Origin of the sequence: Mesorhizobium sp. B2-8-1, from assembly GCF_006440955.1 — a bacterium.
Taxonomy (GTDB): domain Bacteria; phylum Pseudomonadota; class Alphaproteobacteria; order Rhizobiales; family Rhizobiaceae; genus Mesorhizobium.
In genome coordinates this window covers 563170-579009 of sequence record NZ_VFTX01000002.1, presented here as the reverse complement: position 1 = coordinate 579009, position 15840 = coordinate 563170, and the positions used below count along the sequence as shown (strand labels likewise).

Annotated in this window: 16 protein-coding genes; 7 read left to right on the top strand and 9 right to left on the bottom strand. The window is 63.2% G+C overall.

Features of this window, described 5'->3' with window-relative positions; genetic code table 11:
- Window positions 1-59: 59 nt before the first annotated feature.
- Both FJ428_RS07130 and FJ428_RS07125 read right to left on the bottom strand, forming a co-directional pair.
- Window positions 60-575, bottom strand: a complete 516-nt coding sequence (locus FJ428_RS07130) for a hypothetical protein (protein WP_140495985.1) — start codon at window positions 573-575, stop codon at window positions 60-62.
- Between the two features lie 208 nt (window positions 576-783).
- Window positions 784-1914 carry a hypothetical protein gene (locus tag FJ428_RS07125; RefSeq protein WP_140582113.1) on the bottom strand — a complete coding sequence of 377 codons (1131 nt, stop codon included), beginning with the start codon at window positions 1912-1914 and terminating at the stop codon, window positions 784-786.
- Between the two features lie 792 nt (window positions 1915-2706).
- On the opposite strand from FJ428_RS07125, the gene FJ428_RS07120 reads away from it, so the two are divergent.
- Entirely contained in the window at window positions 2707-3645 is a 939-nt protein-coding gene (locus tag FJ428_RS07120; RefSeq protein WP_140879137.1) for a diacylglycerol kinase family protein, read from the top strand.
- A 90-nt stretch (window positions 3646-3735) separates the two neighbouring features.
- Here FJ428_RS07120 and FJ428_RS07115 read toward each other — a convergent pair whose 3' ends face one another.
- The 3 genes from FJ428_RS07115 to FJ428_RS07105 are packed head-to-tail and all read right to left on the bottom strand — an operon-like array spanning window position 3736 to window position 7477.
- Window positions 3736-4653, bottom strand: coding sequence for an NAD(P)-dependent oxidoreductase (locus FJ428_RS07115; protein ID WP_140495982.1), 918 nt, complete (start codon window positions 4651-4653; stop codon window positions 3736-3738).
- A complete protein-coding gene (locus FJ428_RS07110; RefSeq protein WP_140556051.1) occupies window positions 4650-5864 on the bottom strand; it encodes a mandelate racemase/muconate lactonizing enzyme family protein in 1215 nt (404 codons plus the stop codon). Before FJ428_RS07110 ends, FJ428_RS07115 begins: the two co-directional genes overlap by 4 nt.
- A complete protein-coding gene (locus tag FJ428_RS07105; RefSeq protein WP_140879136.1) occupies window positions 5861-7477 on the bottom strand; it encodes a GMC family oxidoreductase N-terminal domain-containing protein in 1617 nt (538 codons plus the stop codon). Before FJ428_RS07105 ends, FJ428_RS07110 begins: the two co-directional genes overlap by 4 nt.
- Before the next feature lie 206 nt (window positions 7478-7683).
- Here FJ428_RS07105 and FJ428_RS07100 point away from each other — a divergent pair, with 206 nt between their 5' ends.
- Entirely contained in the window at window positions 7684-8625 is a 942-nt protein-coding gene (locus FJ428_RS07100; RefSeq protein ID WP_140879135.1) for a phosphoribosylaminoimidazolesuccinocarboxamide synthase, read from the top strand.
- A 128-nt stretch (window positions 8626-8753) separates the two neighbouring features.
- The gene (locus FJ428_RS07095; protein WP_140879134.1) at window positions 8754-9149 is read left to right on the top strand and encodes an acyl-CoA thioesterase; all 396 of its coding nucleotides are present in this window, start codon (window positions 8754-8756) and stop codon (window positions 9147-9149) included.
- A gap of 94 nt (window positions 9150-9243) precedes the next feature.
- On the opposite strand, the gene FJ428_RS07090 is transcribed toward FJ428_RS07095, so the two are convergent.
- Window positions 9244-9612 (bottom strand): helix-turn-helix domain-containing protein, encoded by a 369-nt coding sequence (locus FJ428_RS07090; protein ID WP_181165214.1) that lies wholly within the window; start codon window positions 9610-9612, stop codon window positions 9244-9246.
- A 104-nt stretch (window positions 9613-9716) separates the two neighbouring features.
- Here FJ428_RS07090 and FJ428_RS07085 point away from each other — a divergent pair, with 104 nt between their 5' ends.
- Window positions 9717-10322 carry an NADPH-dependent FMN reductase gene (locus tag FJ428_RS07085; RefSeq protein ID WP_140495977.1) on the top strand — a complete coding sequence of 202 codons (606 nt, stop codon included), beginning with the start codon at window positions 9717-9719 and terminating at the stop codon, window positions 10320-10322.
- 53 nt (window positions 10323-10375) lie between these two features.
- On the opposite strand, the gene FJ428_RS07080 is transcribed toward FJ428_RS07085, so the two are convergent.
- Window positions 10376-10777 (bottom strand): helix-turn-helix domain-containing protein, encoded by a 402-nt coding sequence (locus FJ428_RS07080; protein WP_140560633.1) that lies wholly within the window; start codon window positions 10775-10777, stop codon window positions 10376-10378.
- 97 nt (window positions 10778-10874) lie between these two features.
- On the opposite strand from FJ428_RS07080, the gene FJ428_RS07075 reads away from it, so the two are divergent.
- Complete coding sequence (locus tag FJ428_RS07075) at window positions 10875-11852, top strand: zinc-binding dehydrogenase (RefSeq protein ID WP_140879132.1); 978 nt, start codon at window positions 10875-10877, stop codon at window positions 11850-11852.
- 61 nt (window positions 11853-11913) lie between these two features.
- On the opposite strand, the gene FJ428_RS07070 is transcribed toward FJ428_RS07075, so the two are convergent.
- Window positions 11914-12435 carry a hypothetical protein gene (locus tag FJ428_RS07070; protein WP_181167232.1) on the bottom strand — a complete coding sequence of 174 codons (522 nt, stop codon included), beginning with the start codon at window positions 12433-12435 and terminating at the stop codon, window positions 11914-11916.
- A gap of 155 nt (window positions 12436-12590) precedes the next feature.
- Window positions 12591-12920, bottom strand: coding sequence for a gamma-glutamylcyclotransferase family protein (locus FJ428_RS07065; protein WP_224518910.1), 330 nt, complete (start codon window positions 12918-12920; stop codon window positions 12591-12593).
- A 196-nt stretch (window positions 12921-13116) separates the two neighbouring features.
- On the opposite strand from FJ428_RS07065, the gene FJ428_RS07060 reads away from it, so the two are divergent.
- Window positions 13117-13995 carry a DMT family transporter gene (locus FJ428_RS07060; RefSeq protein WP_140516990.1) on the top strand — a complete coding sequence of 293 codons (879 nt, stop codon included), beginning with the start codon at window positions 13117-13119 and terminating at the stop codon, window positions 13993-13995.
- A gap of 407 nt (window positions 13996-14402) precedes the next feature.
- On the top strand, window positions 14403-15827 hold the full coding sequence (locus FJ428_RS07055) for a family 16 glycosylhydrolase (protein ID WP_140624111.1): 1425 nt from the start codon (window positions 14403-14405) through the stop codon (window positions 15825-15827).
- Window positions 15828-15840 lie beyond the last annotated feature (13 nt).

The window sequence follows — 15840 nt, the reverse complement described above, 5'->3', positions numbered from 1 at the left end:
GTGGCGGCGACCGTTGATGACAGACCGGGATGGTGACGCCGGTGAAGAAAGTTTCGTCCCTACAGCTTGCTCGGCACCAGGCCAGCCAGCCAGTTGGCTGACCGCTTGGCCATGTCGGCGGTCGCCGATACAGCGCGGCCAAGATCGGTCTTGACGACGGCATAGCCGTTTTTCGTACGATAGAGCACGCCGGTGCCGCCATCGACCACCTGTTCATAGGCGACCGGCCGCGCGGCGGCCGCTTCCATCGCCGTCGTCGGCGAGCCGACCGGGACCGTCGGCCTGTGGCTCAGCTCGGGCGGCAGCGTCGGTTCAACGGCGCGGCTGGCGGGCCTCAGCTCCGGGCGCGAAGCGGTCGCGGCCAGTTGCGAGGAGGACGCGGAACCTTTCGCGCGGCAGATGCCAGAGACGAGCGGATAGTTGAAATTGCGCTCGTGCAGCATCTGGCTCTTCATCGCCGCTTCGCACTCGGCGATGGTCGACCACTTGGCCGGCGTCTCGCCGATATATTCGCAAAGCTTGGCGTCGCAGTCGCAGCCGACGATGGTCATGGCGACAAGGGCGGTCTTGATCACGGTCTCGTCCCCTCGATGTGCCCCTCGGCAGCCCATTCAGGTGCATGTCGCTGTCCAAACCGGTCCCTGAGCGGAGCCCGCGGGCACGCTTTGGGCGACATGCGACAGTCCATCGCGCGCGAACAAGGCGGGATTTGGCCGCGATTGTGAAATGAGCGTGGCGTGGCGCTCGACACGGCCGTTCTCCGCGCAGCGTGGCCGAAAGGCCTCAGTAGTCGTAGACGTGCTCCAGCCTGGCGCCTGACTTGATCAGCGCCGGCAATACCAGATGCAGCCTGGGTACGGCTACGACCATGCCGGTGCGGCGTGTCGATGGATCGGCCGGCAGCGGATAGCTGAACAGGATGCGCATGCCTTCGGGGACGGCGATCGAATCCGTGGAGAGCACGGTGATCATGATCTCGTCGTTGCCGCCGATCTCGACGAATGAGACGCCCTTGTCGATCAGGCGCGGAATCATGTCGGTGAACATCTGGTAGCGCTTGGTGACGAAAACGGTGCCGTCGGGGCCGTAGTCGCGTTCGAGCAAGGTGTCGGCTTCGTTGCGCGTCGCTTCGCCGACCGGTCCCTTGGCCCAGACGTGGATGTCGAGCAAGGCCGGATCGGACGTTGCCGCGAGTGCCTGCCTGATCAGGCTGGCATAGAACTGCTTGATCGTGTCGGCGAGGCCGAAGGCAAGCTTTCGTTCGCTGGAGCGCACGGCGCTGTCGCCCGGCGCCGGCTGGACCGCGAAAAGCCCGGCGCGCTTCTCGGCATAGGGAAACTGGTACCACGGCCCCTGGTCGAGGAAGGCGGCGTATTCGGCCGCCACCTTGCCCTGGTAGATGTCAGTCGCCGTGCGCCTGCCCGCAATCGCCTCGGTGATGCGGCCGACCGTGTTTTCATAAGCCCATTGCACGGCATGCTCGATCGTGTGGCTGGTGCCGATGACGACCGGCATCTGGTGGTTGGCGTAGTTGAACTTGTAGGCGGAGCTGGCGCGGATCACCATGGCGTAGTCCTGCCAGAAGCGGCCGACATAGGCGAAATAGGGAAAGCCGCTCGGCTGGTCCTTGGCGACGAAGCCGGCATATTCGCGCGCGGCATAGACGATGGCCCATTCCGGGTAGGTGAGGAAGGTCGATTCCTCAGGTCGCTGGTAGCCGGGGATTTCGGCGCGCACCCTGGCGGCGAGCGCCGGCTGCGGTGCACCTTCGGCGATACCCGGCAACGGTGTCTTGTCCAGCGACGGCGTCGTCAGGAAACCGTAGGCCAGCCCGGCGATCGGGATCAGGACAATGATGACGATCAGCCAGAGGATCGTCCTGATGATACGCTTCATGAAGCGAAACAGGACCATGGCCGGTCAGGCCGTGGCGGCGGCAAGCTTCTGGATCAATGTCATGAAGTATCCCCCTTCAGCGAATCCGCCAGCGCAAACGGACTCTAACAGGGCAATACTAACCGATTTTGGCGCGCGGTGAAGCGGCGCCCGCAACTTCGCCGGGAAGGCGCTTGAGCGGCAGGGAAAAAGACAGTCGGCGCCGGGATTTCTCCCAGCGCCTCCCTGTCAGACCAGGACACGGTCACGGCAGCAACTCCCCTAAAGTCGTCGCACCAAGCCGGCCTTGATTTTGACGGTCCTGCCAGTCGCCGCCCGAAGGCCGCGCCCGTTCCAGACCACGCCGGTCTCCACCCTTGCGGGCTTTGCCCTGCGGCCATCGAAGGTTTTTGCCGTCCTTCATGGCAGCATCGGTCCGCCGTCGGCGTTGGCACGCTTTCCGCGGCCCCGTAGGTCTCGGCTTCCGTCCCTCGAAGCAGGCGAGCCTGCTCTCGCTTCGGGCCGTACGGGCCTCAGGAAATCCGCCTTTCACCTTCGCCTTTCGGCTGGGCGATCGGTAGCCGCCTGAGATGGGTTAAACTTACGCCGGCCAAGGATGTTGGGGAATGCCCGCGGGCCTGTGGATAGCGGGATTATCGGGGACCATTGCCACAAGCCTCGGAATTTCAGGCACCAAGGCCTTAGACAGCCTGCCCTGCTTTTTCGGCACGCGAACCGAGAGCGCCTATTGCTCCGCCAACGGGCGCGGGCTTCAATGCCGGCAAAGGATCGGGCAGTGCGTGCCCGGCGCCTTGCGGGGAGGGATGCGCATTGAAGGTCGGGGTGGTGCTCAATCCGATTGCCGGCGGCGGCTGGCTGAAACGGCACTGGTCCGAGGTCGCCGCCTCGTTGAAAAATCACTTCGGCGATTTCGAACTGCGCGAAACGCAGGCCGAAGGCGATGCCGAAAGGCTGGCGCTCGACCTCGCGGCAAACGGGTTCGACCTGGTGATCGCGGCCGGTGGCGACGGCACGGCCAGCGAGGCGGCCGACGGCCTGTTGCAGGCGTCCAAGGAAAACGGCCGCGCGCCCGAACTCGGTCTGCTGCCGTGCGGCACGGGTATCGATTTCGCGCGCGGGCTCGGCCTGCCGAAGGAGGTGGACGCGACGCTGAAGCGGATCGCCGGGGCCAAGGGCAGGGCGGTCGATGCAGGGCGCATCTGCTATATCGACGACCATGGCGCGCTGGCCAGCCGGCACTTCGTCAACATTGCGAGCCTGGGGCTCTCGGGCGCTACCGATCGCGCCGTCAACGCCGACAAGCGCAAGGGCAAGGTTGCGGCCAAGACGTTGTTCCTGTGTCGCACCGTGGTCGAATTCGCCCGCTACCGGTTCCAGGATGTAACGATTTCAGTCGATGACGGCGCGCCGGTCGAGGCGCGCATGGCGCTGGTCGCGGTGGCCAATGGCAAATTCTTCGGCGGCGGCATGATGATCGCGCCGGACGCCGAACTGACCGACGGCCAATTCGACATCGTCATCCTGCGCGCGGCCAGCAAGCTGAAGCTGATCTGGGATATCCGCCTGCTCTATGGCGGCAGGCATCGCAACCATCCGGCCATCACCATCCTGCGCGGCAAGAAAGTGGTTGTCGAACCGCTCGGCGACGTGGAAAAGAACGGCGCGCTGGTCGACATCGACGGCGAGTCGCCCGGGCGCATACCAGCGACCTTCGAGATCCTGCCCGGCGCTCTGACGCTCAGATATTGAATCAAGACGTTGCGGCTTTGATTCAGGTCGCTCCGGTCCTGATTCCAGATGAGCGCTCAACCTTTTGAAACCGCTTCAAGTTTCCCGGATTCAGATTTCCAGTTTGGACGGAAAACCGGGCGCGCGCAGGTCGGCGCCGACAGCGTCCTCGAGCAATTTGACGATCTGGGTCGACCAGGCGCCGCCGCCGTAAGCCGCCTTGCCCTGCTCGAAAATCGCATTGACGCGCGATGCCAGTTCCACCGGCACACCGAAATCCCGACCCATGCCCAGCGCGAAGCCGAGGTCCTTCAGCGCCAGGTCCATGGTGAAGCCGATGTCGTAGGAGCCGTTCAGGATGAGTTGGCTTTCGGTTTCGTGGACGAAGCTGTTGCCGGAGGAGGCAACGATGGCGTGATAGGCTTGGGCGAGGTCGAGCCCGCCTTGCCTAGCCAGCATCAGCGCCTCACCGGCGGCGACGAGATGGATGAAGGCCAGCATGTTGGTGATGACCTTGATCACCGCCGCCGAGCCGATCGGGCCCATCAGGAACGACTTCGCGCACATCGCATCGATGGCAGGGCGATGACGCTCGTAGAGGGCGGCATCGCCACCGACCAGCGCGGTGATTTTCCCGGCCGCCGCCAGATGCACGCCACCGGTGACCGGGCATTCCAAGGTCTCGATTCCCCTGGCCGAGGCGAGGCCCGCGAGGCGCACGATCTCGTCGCGGCCATTGGTCGACATCTCAATCCAGGTGCCGCCGGCGGGGAGGCCGTTGAGCAGTCCAACAGGCCCGGCGAGAACCGCCTCGCTGGCCTTCGGCGACGGCAGGCAAGTTATGGCATTGCCCGCCCGCTCAGCCGCCTCGGCGGGGCTGCCGGCAGCAATAGCGCCGAGCGCCACGAGGCGCTGGACGGCGGTGGGCTCCCGGTCGAACACGGTGACGGCAAAACCGTTGCGCACCAGGCTGGCGGCAAGCTTGCCGCCGAGATGGCCAAGGCCGATGAAGGCGTAGCGTTCGCTCACGGCATCAGCGGCGTTTGCATCATCTGCAAATGCAGGTCCTTGCCGGTGTAGGGATAGGCGTCGCAGACGTCTTCATTCAGTTCGACGCCGAGGCCGGGCTCCTTTGACGGGATGACATTGCCGTCCTGCCACTCGATCTTCTTCTTGAGCAGCGTCGCGTGAAAACCGTCCCACTGCTTCAGCGATTCCAGGATCAGGAAGTTGGGTAGCGTTACCGCCAACTGGATGTTGGCGGCGCCGACGATCGGGCCGCAATAGCAGTGCGGCGCGATCTGGATGTGGTAGGCCTCGGCCATGGCGGCAATCTTCTTGGTTTCCAGAATCCCGCCCGAACGGCCGAGGTCCGGCTGCAATATGGTCGCGGCGCGGTTCTCGATGACGCGGGCGAATTCGAACTTGGTCGTCAGCCGTTCGCCGGTGGCGATCGGGATGGAGGTCGCGCGGGCGACCTGCGCCATGACTTCGGGCATATCGGGCGGCACCGGCTCCTCGAACCACAAGGGGTCATAAGGCTCGATGGCGCGCGCCAGGCGCAGGGCGCCGGAGGCGGTGAACTGACCGTGCGTGCCGAACAATATGTCGGCACGCGTGCCGACCGCCTCGCGGATCGCCTTGATCATGCGGGTCGAGACATCAATGTCGAGCAGGCGCGGCTGGTGGCCGTCAAAGGCGGTGTAGGGGCCGGCCGGGTCGAGCTTGACGGCATTGAAACCCTGCTCGACATATTCGAGCGCGCAGGCCGCCGCCATTTCGGGGTCGTTGTAGACATTCCTGCCGTCCGGGGCGTCCTCGGAATGGACGCTGCCGGTATGCGGATAGAGATAGGTGTAGGAGCGCAGCGTCTCGTGCACCTGGCCGCCGAGCAGCTTGTAGACGGGTTTGTCCGCTTCCTTGCCAATAATGTCCCAGCAGGCCATTTCCAGCGCCGAGAAGCAGCCCATGCCGGACACGTCGGGCCGCTGCGTGAAGCCGGAGGAATAGGCGCGGCGAAAGAAATTCTCGATGTCGTGCGGATCGCGGCCGAGGAGATAGCGCTCGGCCATGTCCTCGACCATCCTGGCCGTGACATGGGCGGAGAAGGTGGCGTTGTAGGCCTCGCCGTAACCCACCACGCCGCCATCGGTGGTAAGCTTGACGAAGATGAAATACTTGCCGCCGATGCCGGGCGGCGGATTGCCGACAACCCAGGTCTTGACGTCGGTGATCTTCATTCTTGGTCCTCCAGAACCAGTTCGGCGCCTTTCCATCCGGTCAGGATCGAGGCGGCGTTGGTGTTGCCGGTGATGTTGTCGGGAAAGATCGAGGCGTCGATCACGCGCAAGCCTTCTAGCCCATGTACCTTGAGCCGCGGATCGACCACGGCGCGCGCGGGATCGGGTCCCATGCGGCAGGTCGAAACCGGATGATAGACGGTGCCGGAGCGTTTCCTGAAATCCGTGATCAGGTCGGCGTCCGAAGTGATTGATGGGCCTGGCAAAACCTCCTCCGCGATGATCTCGGCCATAGCCGGCATCGAGGCGATCTTGCGCACGAATTTCACCGCCGCCAGCATCTCCTCGACATCGGCATTGGTCGAATAGGCGTTGGCGACGATCTTGGGATGGTCCAACGGATTGCTGGAGCGGATCATGATCTCGCCGCGGCTCGACGGGCGGCAGTTGGACAAGCCGATGGAGAAGCCAGGCCAAGGGTCCGGCGTCAGGATCGGGCGCTCGCCACTCTTCGGGATGACGGTCGAAAACGCCTGGAAATAGAGCTGCATGTTGGGGCGCGAAAAGGCCGGGTCGGTGCGGAAGAAGCCACCGCCGTGGTTCATCGACAGCGACAGCGGGCCAGAACGCGTCAGGATGTATTGCATGCCGACCATGAGCTTGCCCCACCAGGGACGCAGGATCTGGTTGAGCGTCGGCAGCCTGCCCTTGAAGGTGTAGTTGATGCCGACATGGTCCTGCAGATTGGCGCCGACATTCTCGTTGGCGTGAATGACCGGGATGCCAAACCCGTTGAGCAGCGCCGCCGGGCCAATGCCGGAGAGCTGCAAAAGCTGCGGCGAGTTGATCGAGCCGGCGGACAGGATGATTTCGCGGCCGGCGCGGGCCGTCTTCGTCTGGCCCTTCTGCAGATATTCGATGCCGACCGCACGCTTGCCTTCGAAAAGGATGCGGCTTGCCAGCGCGTTGGTCTCGACACGGACGTTTGCGCGCTTCATCGCCGGGCGCAGGAAGGCGCGCGCGGCCGACATGCGGCGGCCGTTGCGGGTCGAGATCTGGTAGACGCCGACGCCTTCCTGGGCAGCGCCATTGAAATCGGAGTTGAACGGCAGTCCGGCCTGCTGGCCGGCGGCGAGGTAGCGCTTCGCCAGCGGGTGGACGGCATCAGACGTATCGCTGATGTGCAGCGGGCCACCTCTGCCACGCCATCTATCGGCCCCGGCTTCATTGTCCTCCAGCGCCTTGAAGGCCGGCAGCAGGTCGTCATAGCCCCAGCCGGGATTGCCCGCGTCGCGCCAGTCGTCGAAATCCTCGCGCGCGCCGCGGATCCACACCATGGCGTTGATCGAGCTGGACCCGCCAAGCAACTTGCCGCGCGGCCAGTGGTCGACATTGCCGCCAAGACCGGGATCCGGCTCGGTCTTGTAGTTCCAGTTGACCGTGGGATCGAAGAAGGTCTTGCCGTAGCCGAGCGGCATCTGCACGTAGAAGCGGCGGTCGCTGCCGCCGGCTTCGAGCACAAGCACCGAAAAGCGGCCCGAGGCCGACAATTTATCGGCGAGCACCGAACCGGCCGAGCCGGAGCCGACGATGATGAAGTCGTAGGTCTGCATGATGGGTATGGCCGGCTCCGGAAATCTGGCCGCAGCCTAGACGGGGCGGGCTTGCCGCGTCGCTGGGCCTTCCGGCATGCGTTGTGAAAAAAGCGACCGCGATGCCGGATCCAGTTGCGGGGAACCCTTAACAATCCCGCTTGATACGCATGGGGTCGACAGCTTATGCGAGGACATCGGCCAATCTGCGCAAGGCAGGAGATCCCATGCGTGTCCTGTCGGATGCTTTCATTCCCGAACTGCCGGGTCACTACAAGGGCAAGGTCCGCGAGAATTACGACCTCCCGGACGGGAGGCGCATCATCATCGCCACAGACCGCCTCAGCGCCTTCGACACCATCCTGACCTCGATCCCGTTCAAGGGCGAGGTCCTGACGCAGACGGCGCGGTACTGGTTCGAGGAAACCGCCGATATCTGCCCGAACCATGTTCTCGAATATCCCGACCCGAATGTCGTCGTCGGCACCAGGCTCGACATCCTGCCGGTCGAGGTCGTCGTGCGCGGCTATCTGGCGGGCACCACCAGCACCTCGATCCTGACCCGCTATCGTCGCGGCGAACGGGACATGTATGGCATGCGGCTGCCGGACGGCCTGCGCGACAATGAGAAGCTGGCCGAACCGATCATCACGCCGACCAGCAAGGCCGCGCATGGCGACCATGACGAGCCGCTGTCCAGGACCGAGATCATCGAACAGGGCCTGCTCACCCAGGCGCAGTGGGACACCGTCTCGGATTACGCCTTGAACCTGTTCGCCCGCGGCCAGGCGCGTGCCGCCGAACGCGGCCTGATCCTCGCCGACACGAAATACGAATTCGGCATCGACCAAAACAGGACGATCATCCTGGCCGACGAAATCCACACGCCCGACAGCAGCCGGTACTGGATCGCCGGGAGTTACGAACAGGCCCTGGCGAACGGCACTCGGCCGGAAAGTTTCGACAAGGATTTCATCCGATCGTGGGTGACGGCGCGCTGCGATCCCTACAGGGAGCCTATTCCGGAAATCCCGGATGAGATCGTCGAACAGGCCTCCAAAGTCTATGCGCAGGCTTACGAGGCCATCACCGGCAAGACGTTCGTCCCCGACGTTTCCGGGCATACTGTTCTGGATCGCATTCGAGCGAACCTCGAGCGCTATTTCTAGAAGGCCGCGAGCCCTTGCGGGGGGACTCGAAATGAAGGTCCGAGCCGTGGATCGCGATCGTCTCGCGTTGACGCGTTGGCGCCTTGACGATACGGGATCAGGGCAGTCAATCTCTGGGGATAACTCGCATGGCGCATTACGCGGACGGGCGGCCGGTCGGCGATCTGACGCTGCGCACGCTGGCCATGCCTTCGGATGCCAATGCCGCCGGCGACATTTTCGGCGGCTGGGTGATGGCGCAGATGGACCTGGCCTGCGGCATCCGCGCCGCCGAGCGCGCCAAGGGCCGCGTGGTGACGGCGGCGGTCAAGGAGATGTCCTTCGCCAAGCCGATGAAGATCGGCGATACGCTGTGCATCTACACCCATGTCGAGCGCGTCGGCCGCACCTCGATGACGCTCAAGGTCGAGGCCTGGGCGCAGCGCTATCTCTCCGACCTGATGGAAAAGGTCACGCACGCCGATTTCGTCATGGTGGCGCTGGACGGCGAGGGCAAGCCGAAGGCCGTTCCGGCCGAAAGCTAAAGCCTGGGACCGCTGTGAAACTGTCTTTCAGCCCTGCGGCGGCGGTGCGGACACGAAGACAATCAGTCAATGATTGCTGAACGACTGTAGAATTTCAGCCATGCAGGCCATCGAATTTCGCACGCGCGGCCCGCACGCGCGTGGTGTTCCTGCGCGCCCATTCGCCGAGCGCGCTGACGGGGACCAGCAGTTCATGGCCGAGTTCGGTCAGCTCGTAGTCGACGCGCGGCGGAATGGTCGGGAACACGGTGCGGGTGACGAAACCGTCGCGTTCCAGCCCTCGCAAGGTGGTGGTCAGCATCTTCTGCGAGATGCCGCCGACAGCCGCGCGCAGCTCATTGAAGCGCAGCGGTCCGTCGCCGAGCTTGCCGACGACGAGCACGGTCCACTTGTCGCCGACGCGCTGCAGGATTTCCGAAACGGCACGGCAGTCTTCGGTGTTGTGCGGGTTCCTCAGTAACAAAAAGGTGCCTCCTTGCGCATGAAGTTGACAGGAACTCATATAGCCCCGGTATCCAAACGATACCAGTCTTACCTGCCCAGGAATTGCTTACCAGGAGAGCCCCTATGTCCAAACCCAAGATCGCCATCATCGTCGGTTCGACACGCGCCGCGCGCTTCGCCGACGTGCCCACCCAATGGATCGCTAAGATCGCCAAATCGCATGCCGATATCGAGGTCGATGTCGTTGACCTGCGCGATTTCCCGATGCCCTTCTTCGACGAGGTCGCATCCTCCGCCTGGGTGCCATCGACCAACGAGGTGGCGCAGCGCTGGCAGAAGAAGGTCGCCGAATATGACGGTTTCATCTTCACCGCCGCCGAGTACAATCACGGCCCGACGGCCGTGCTGAAGAACGCCATCGACTACGCCGCCAATGAATGGAACAAGAAGCCGGCCGGCTTCGTCGGCTATGGCAGCGTCGGCGGTGCCCGCGCTGTCGAGCAGCTGCGCCTCCACGCGGTCGAATTGCAGATGGCGCCGGTCAAGTCGGCCGTCCATATCGCCTGGGGCGATTTCCTCGCGGTGCGCCAGGGCGAGAAGAAGCTCGAGGAGATCGAGCACCTGAACCAGGCCGCGACCGCGCTCGTCAACGACGTCGCCTGGTGGGCCAAGGCGCTCAAGACCGCGCGCCAGGCCGACGCCATAGACGAGGAAATCAAGGCGGCCTGACCGCCTCGAAATCATCCTCCCAAGGATGTGGGGCGGCGCTTGCGCCGCCCTTTTCAATTGCGAAAGGCTGCTTGCTCGTCCCGCCCTGGCCGTGGCCGGATGACGCAGTCGGCAAGGCGATGCTTTTCGTTCAGTTCGTCGGCGTGGTGCTGGCCCCATTGGCACAGCGCCAGCAGGATGGGCTCGAGACTGAGGCCGAGCGGCGTGGCGGAATATTCGACGCGCGACGGCACTTCGGCGAAGATTTCGCGGCTGACGAGACCGTGCTCCTCCATTTCGCGGAGCTGCTGGATCAGCACTTTCTGGGTGATGCCCGGCATCAGCGCCTTGAGTGCGGTCAGCCGCCTTGGGCCGTCGAAGAGATGGTAGAGGATGACCGCCTTCCAGCGCCCTGCGATCACTTTCAGGGCACGCTCCGCCGGCAGCAACGGCAGTCTCTTGGTTATTCCGGCCATGGTCACCACCTGGTCAGCAGGGGACAAATAAGTGTGTAGTCGAGGTCTCGCAGATAGTGGCAAACTGCGGCCGATGCCATAGCGATCGGAGTTTGCCATGAAAGCCGCACAATTCAGCCGTTTCGGCGGCCCCGAGGTGCTGGAGACTGTCGACCTGCCGACACCGGAGCCGCAGGCCGGCGAGGTGCTGATCCGCGTTCATGCCGCCGGCATCAACTTCTTCGAGGTGCTGATGCGCGCGGATCGTTATGCGGTGACGCCGCAATTGCCGATGGTTCCCGGCGTCGAGGCGGCGGGGGTCGTGGAGGCCGTCGGGCAAGGGGCGGACGATACGCTGATCGGGACCCGGATCGCCGCGCCTTTGTTTGCCTCGACACGCTCTTTTGGCGGCTATGCCGAGTATGTGACGATCGACGCAGGCTTGGCAGTGCCCCTGCCGGATCCGCTTTCGTTCGAGGAGGCGACGGCGTTGATGGTGCAGGGGCTGACCGCCTTTCATCTGTTGCGGCAAAGTCCGCCGGCGAACAGGACGGTTTTGGTTCCCGCCGCCGTGGGCGGGGTCGGTTCGCTGCTCGTCCAGTTGGCGAAGCGCCAAGGCGCGCGCCGGGTCATTGGGCTCGCCGGCGGCAAGGCCAAGCTCGACGTCGCCATGTCGCATGGTGCCGACATCGCCATCGATCGTCATTCCGGAGACTGGGTGGCCGAAACCAGAGACGCGGCGCAGGGTGGTCTCGATACGATCTATGACACCGTCGGCGGAGCGATGACCGGGGACTTCCTCGATATCCTGGCGCCCGGTGGCGAGCTCGTGTTTGCAGCACTTGGCCGCTATGCGCTTGGCGTTGCCCGGCTTGAGGCGATGATCGGCAGGAATCAGTCGTTGAAGGGCTTCGCGCTGCTCCCGCTGCTGTCCCCTGGAGTGCTGAGAGCGAGCCTTTCGGAGCTTTTCGATCTGGCTGCCAGCGGCGACATTGTCGTCACGACTGGCGGGCGCTTTCCGCTCGACCAAGCCGGCGAGGCGCATCGCCTGCTCGAAGAGCACCGCTCGATCGGCAAGGTCGTGCTGATGCCTTAGTGTCGGGCTGCAGGGCAATCCGCTGGGGATGGAAATAGCCTTCGGCCCAAAATCGTGCGTGTCAAACGCCGGCGATCGCGAACAGCCAGGCGAGGATATCGAACAACAAAAGAACCAGCGCGATCTGCAATGCTACCCGAAGCCGCTGGATGATGCGCCAGTTGCTGGCCATGTCGGCCTTGATGCGAAGGGCAAGCGCGCGCTGCATGGCCGATATCTTCAGCGGCCTGTCGCCATCGACATATTGATGGAGCAGCTCTTCCGGATCGAAGCGGAACGTGTATTTGTGATAGGGCCAAAGCAGGAAGACGATCAGTCCGCCGATGCCGAACAGCAGGGCCACTGCGATCCAATCCCAGAGCCCGAGCCCGTCGGAAAGCGCCCTTGCGCCAAGCAACGAGTTTACAAACGCGGTGGCGAAGATGAGGCTGCCCGCGCGCGTGTTCATGTTCTCGACGAGATTCTGCTGATGATTGAGGCCTCGCACCGCCTCCTGATAGATAAATGCCAGGCGAGGATCGTCGTCGGCAGGATCGCTTGCGACTGCCGTGTTGCTGTCTCCGGCGCCGGTACGTTCAGTCATGAGAATGCTCTATGCCGCATCGGTGATGCGTCACCTTAGCTCAAAATCCCTTGGCGCTAAAACGTGCCGGAGCATCAGTGGCGAGGTGAAACCACTTGGCGTCGCAGAAAAGCCGAACCAGGCGGGAAACGCCATGCACGTTTCCTGGAGTTGTTCTAGCCACCCCATGAAAGCGCGAAGCGCCGATCATTGTAGTCTTTGAGATATCGGGAGTGGATCGGCGCGGCGAGATGCCGGGATTTCATGTAGACATATGCCGAGACAGGCGGCCCGCCATCGACAGGCTCTGCTTCGATCAGCACGCGCAAATTTCCGGGCTTGCCAACGGATTCGATCCTGTCGAGGTTTGCCAAGGCGCGATCGTCCACGGCGTATAGTTCGCCGCCGACCTGGAAGCCGACGCCTGGTTCATTGAACATCATCGGAGCGAAGCGAGGTCCAGCGATCAGCATCGGGAAGCGCTCTCGCGTCCTGTAGGCGCCCAGAAATGCGGCTTATCCGGGCTGAGGCGTGGAGCTGTGAAGGTTGCTTTCGCGCGATGCCGGACCGATACGGGTTGGCCCTCCATATGGGCGGAGCTGCCATCTGGCTCGGCCGTTCTGCCCTGATATATCCGGCCGCGATCCAGCACATGAGCAAAGCCCCGTGAAGTCATCCAGCCTGGCAGGCGTCGTTTCCCCCATGATCCCGGTGCTGGTGTGCGCGCTCGGCATCTTCCTTCTGTCGGGGATGGATGCAGCGATGAAGGTTCTGGTCATTGCCGTGGGCGTCTACAACACGGTGCTATGGCGCAGCATGCTGGCAACCGTGGTCGCGGGCGCCGGCTGGTCGGCAGGGTCGCGTTCATTTCCCGCCCTTTCCGTGTTGAGGCTGCATGCGCTGCGTGCCGTTGTTGTCGGCATTGTCTTGCTGTCGTTCTTCTGGGGGCTTGCCAGGCTGCCGCTGGCGGAGGCGATCGGCCTCAGTTTCGTGGCGCCGCTGTTTGCGCTCCTGCTGGCCGCACTGTTGCTGGGCGAACGGATACAGCGACAGGCGATCTGGGCATCGCTGGCCGGCATTGCCGGCGTCGCAATCATAATAGCCGGACAGTTCGGGCATGCGACCTATGCCGAGGATGCCCTGCTCGGCACGGCCGCCGTGCTGGTATCGACGGTGTTCTACGCCTACAATCTGATCCTCGCGCGGCAACAGGCGCTGCTGGCCAAGCCGATCGAAATCATGCTGTTCCAGAACCTTTGCGTTGCCGTCATCCTCGGTCTCGCGGCACCCTGGCTTGCCATTGCGCTGCCAAGCGAGCTCTGGCTTCCTCTCGCCGGGGTGACGGCGCTTTCGCTCGCCGGCCAATTCCTGATGAGCTGGGCCTACGCGCGCGCCGAAGCGCAATATCTGATCCCGACCGAATACTCCGCCTTCATCTGGGCGATTGCGCTTGGGTGGTTCTTCTTCGACGAGGCGGTGACCTGGACCACGCTGGCGGGAGCGGGCCTCATCGTGGCCAGTTGCCTGATCGCCTCGCGCTCGAACCCGAAGCTTTCCGAACCGATCGAAGCCGCGGTTTGACGGTGTTCCCCTGCGACAAATAGCAGGCACTGCGCCGCCGGCCCGAGGCCTGTTCCCTCGCTCGATGCGCCAGCCCTCGAATTCGCCCATCGCTCCAGAGCGGCAATGTTACGGCCCGCCAGAAAGCCGGAATCGCTTTTTTGTGACCTACGCCAGGCGTGGCAGCAAGTATATCGCCGTTTTCTCGGTATAAGCGAAAATTTTATTAAAAGTTTTACTGACTTCATTACGATTTATAGACCATTTCTTGGCCTCTAGTGCTTTCGTTTCGAAAAATGTCACCCAACAGTCGATGTAATGCTGAACTGTGTGGCAAGCTCCTGGAACGACATCGTGCATGGCAACGTTGCTCCGTAAGCGGTTGCCGTTTCGAATGACCTGAACAGGCGCGAGGAAAGGATTTCCTGATGAGCACCGTCGTGAACGCCAAAGGCATCCCTCTCCCCTACACGGGCACGTCCACCCATTGGTTCTCGGCGACCGGATCCGGGCCGGAATTGCACGGCACCTCCGGCAACGACTCCTTCTGGGGGGACGCCAGCGTCAACGTCACCATCTATGGCGGCGCGGGCGACGACTACTATCACCTCTATTCCACCAACAACAAGGTGGTGGAGGATCCCGGGGCTGGCATCGACACGATCGACACATGGATGAGCTACAAGCTCCCCGACAATTTCGAGAATCTCGTCGTCACCGGCAACAATCGCTATGCGTTCGGAAATGCGTTGGACAACATCATCAAGGGTGGCTCGGGCCATCAGACGCTGGATGGCGGTCAGGGCAACGACGTGCTGATCGGCGGCAGCGGCGCCGACACTTTCATCATCACCAAGGGCAATGGAAGCGACCTGATCACCGATTTCGGCGCGGACGACACGGTCCGCCTCAATGGCTACGACTTCATGTCTTTCGACGACGTCAAGGCACATATGACCCAGGCAGGAGCGAACCTTCTGCTGAACCTCGGATCCGACGAGGTGCTGGTCTTCAACAACACGACGGTGGACAAGCTGGCGCCCAGCCAGTTCGAACTGCCGATCGACAAGTCCGGAATGACGCTGTCCTTTTCCGACGACTTCAACACGCTCAGCCTTTGGAACGGCCATGATGGCACCTGGAATTCCAACTTCTGGTGGGGAGCGCCGAACGGAAGCACGTTGAGCAGCAATGGGGAGCTGCAATGGTACATCGACGCCAATTACGGCCCGACCAGCTCAGTCCACCCGTTCAGCGTGGAAAACGGGGTGCTCACCATCACCGCGGCGCAAGCGCCCGAAGACATCAAGCCACTGATCAACAATTACGAATACACCTCGGGCATCCTGACGACCCACGAAAGCTTCTCGCAAACCTACGGCTATTTCGAAATGCGGGCGGACCTGCCCGAAACGGCCGGAGCCTGGCCGGCCTTCTGGCTGCTGCCGGAAGACGGCTCGTGGCCGCCGGAACTGGACGTCCTGGAAGCGCGCGGGCAGGATCCGAACACGCTCATCATGACGGCGCACACGAACGAGACGGGACAGCACACCAAGGTCTCTTCCTCGGTGAATGTTTCGGACACCGACGGCTTCCATACCTATGGCCTGCTGTGGACACCGGATACGCTCGTCTGGACCTATGACGGCGTAAAGGTCGCCGAAGCCGCGACGCCGTCCGACATGCACACGCCCATGTACATGCTGGCCGATCTAGCCGTCGGCGGTTTTGCCGGCGCGCCTCCCGACCATCTCGCCACGCCGGCGGAGATGAAGATCGACTATATCCGCGCCTATACGCTGGATGACCTGCAGCACCACCCCCTGGACGTTGCGGGCGACCACTCGGTCTGAGCGCCGATGTCTC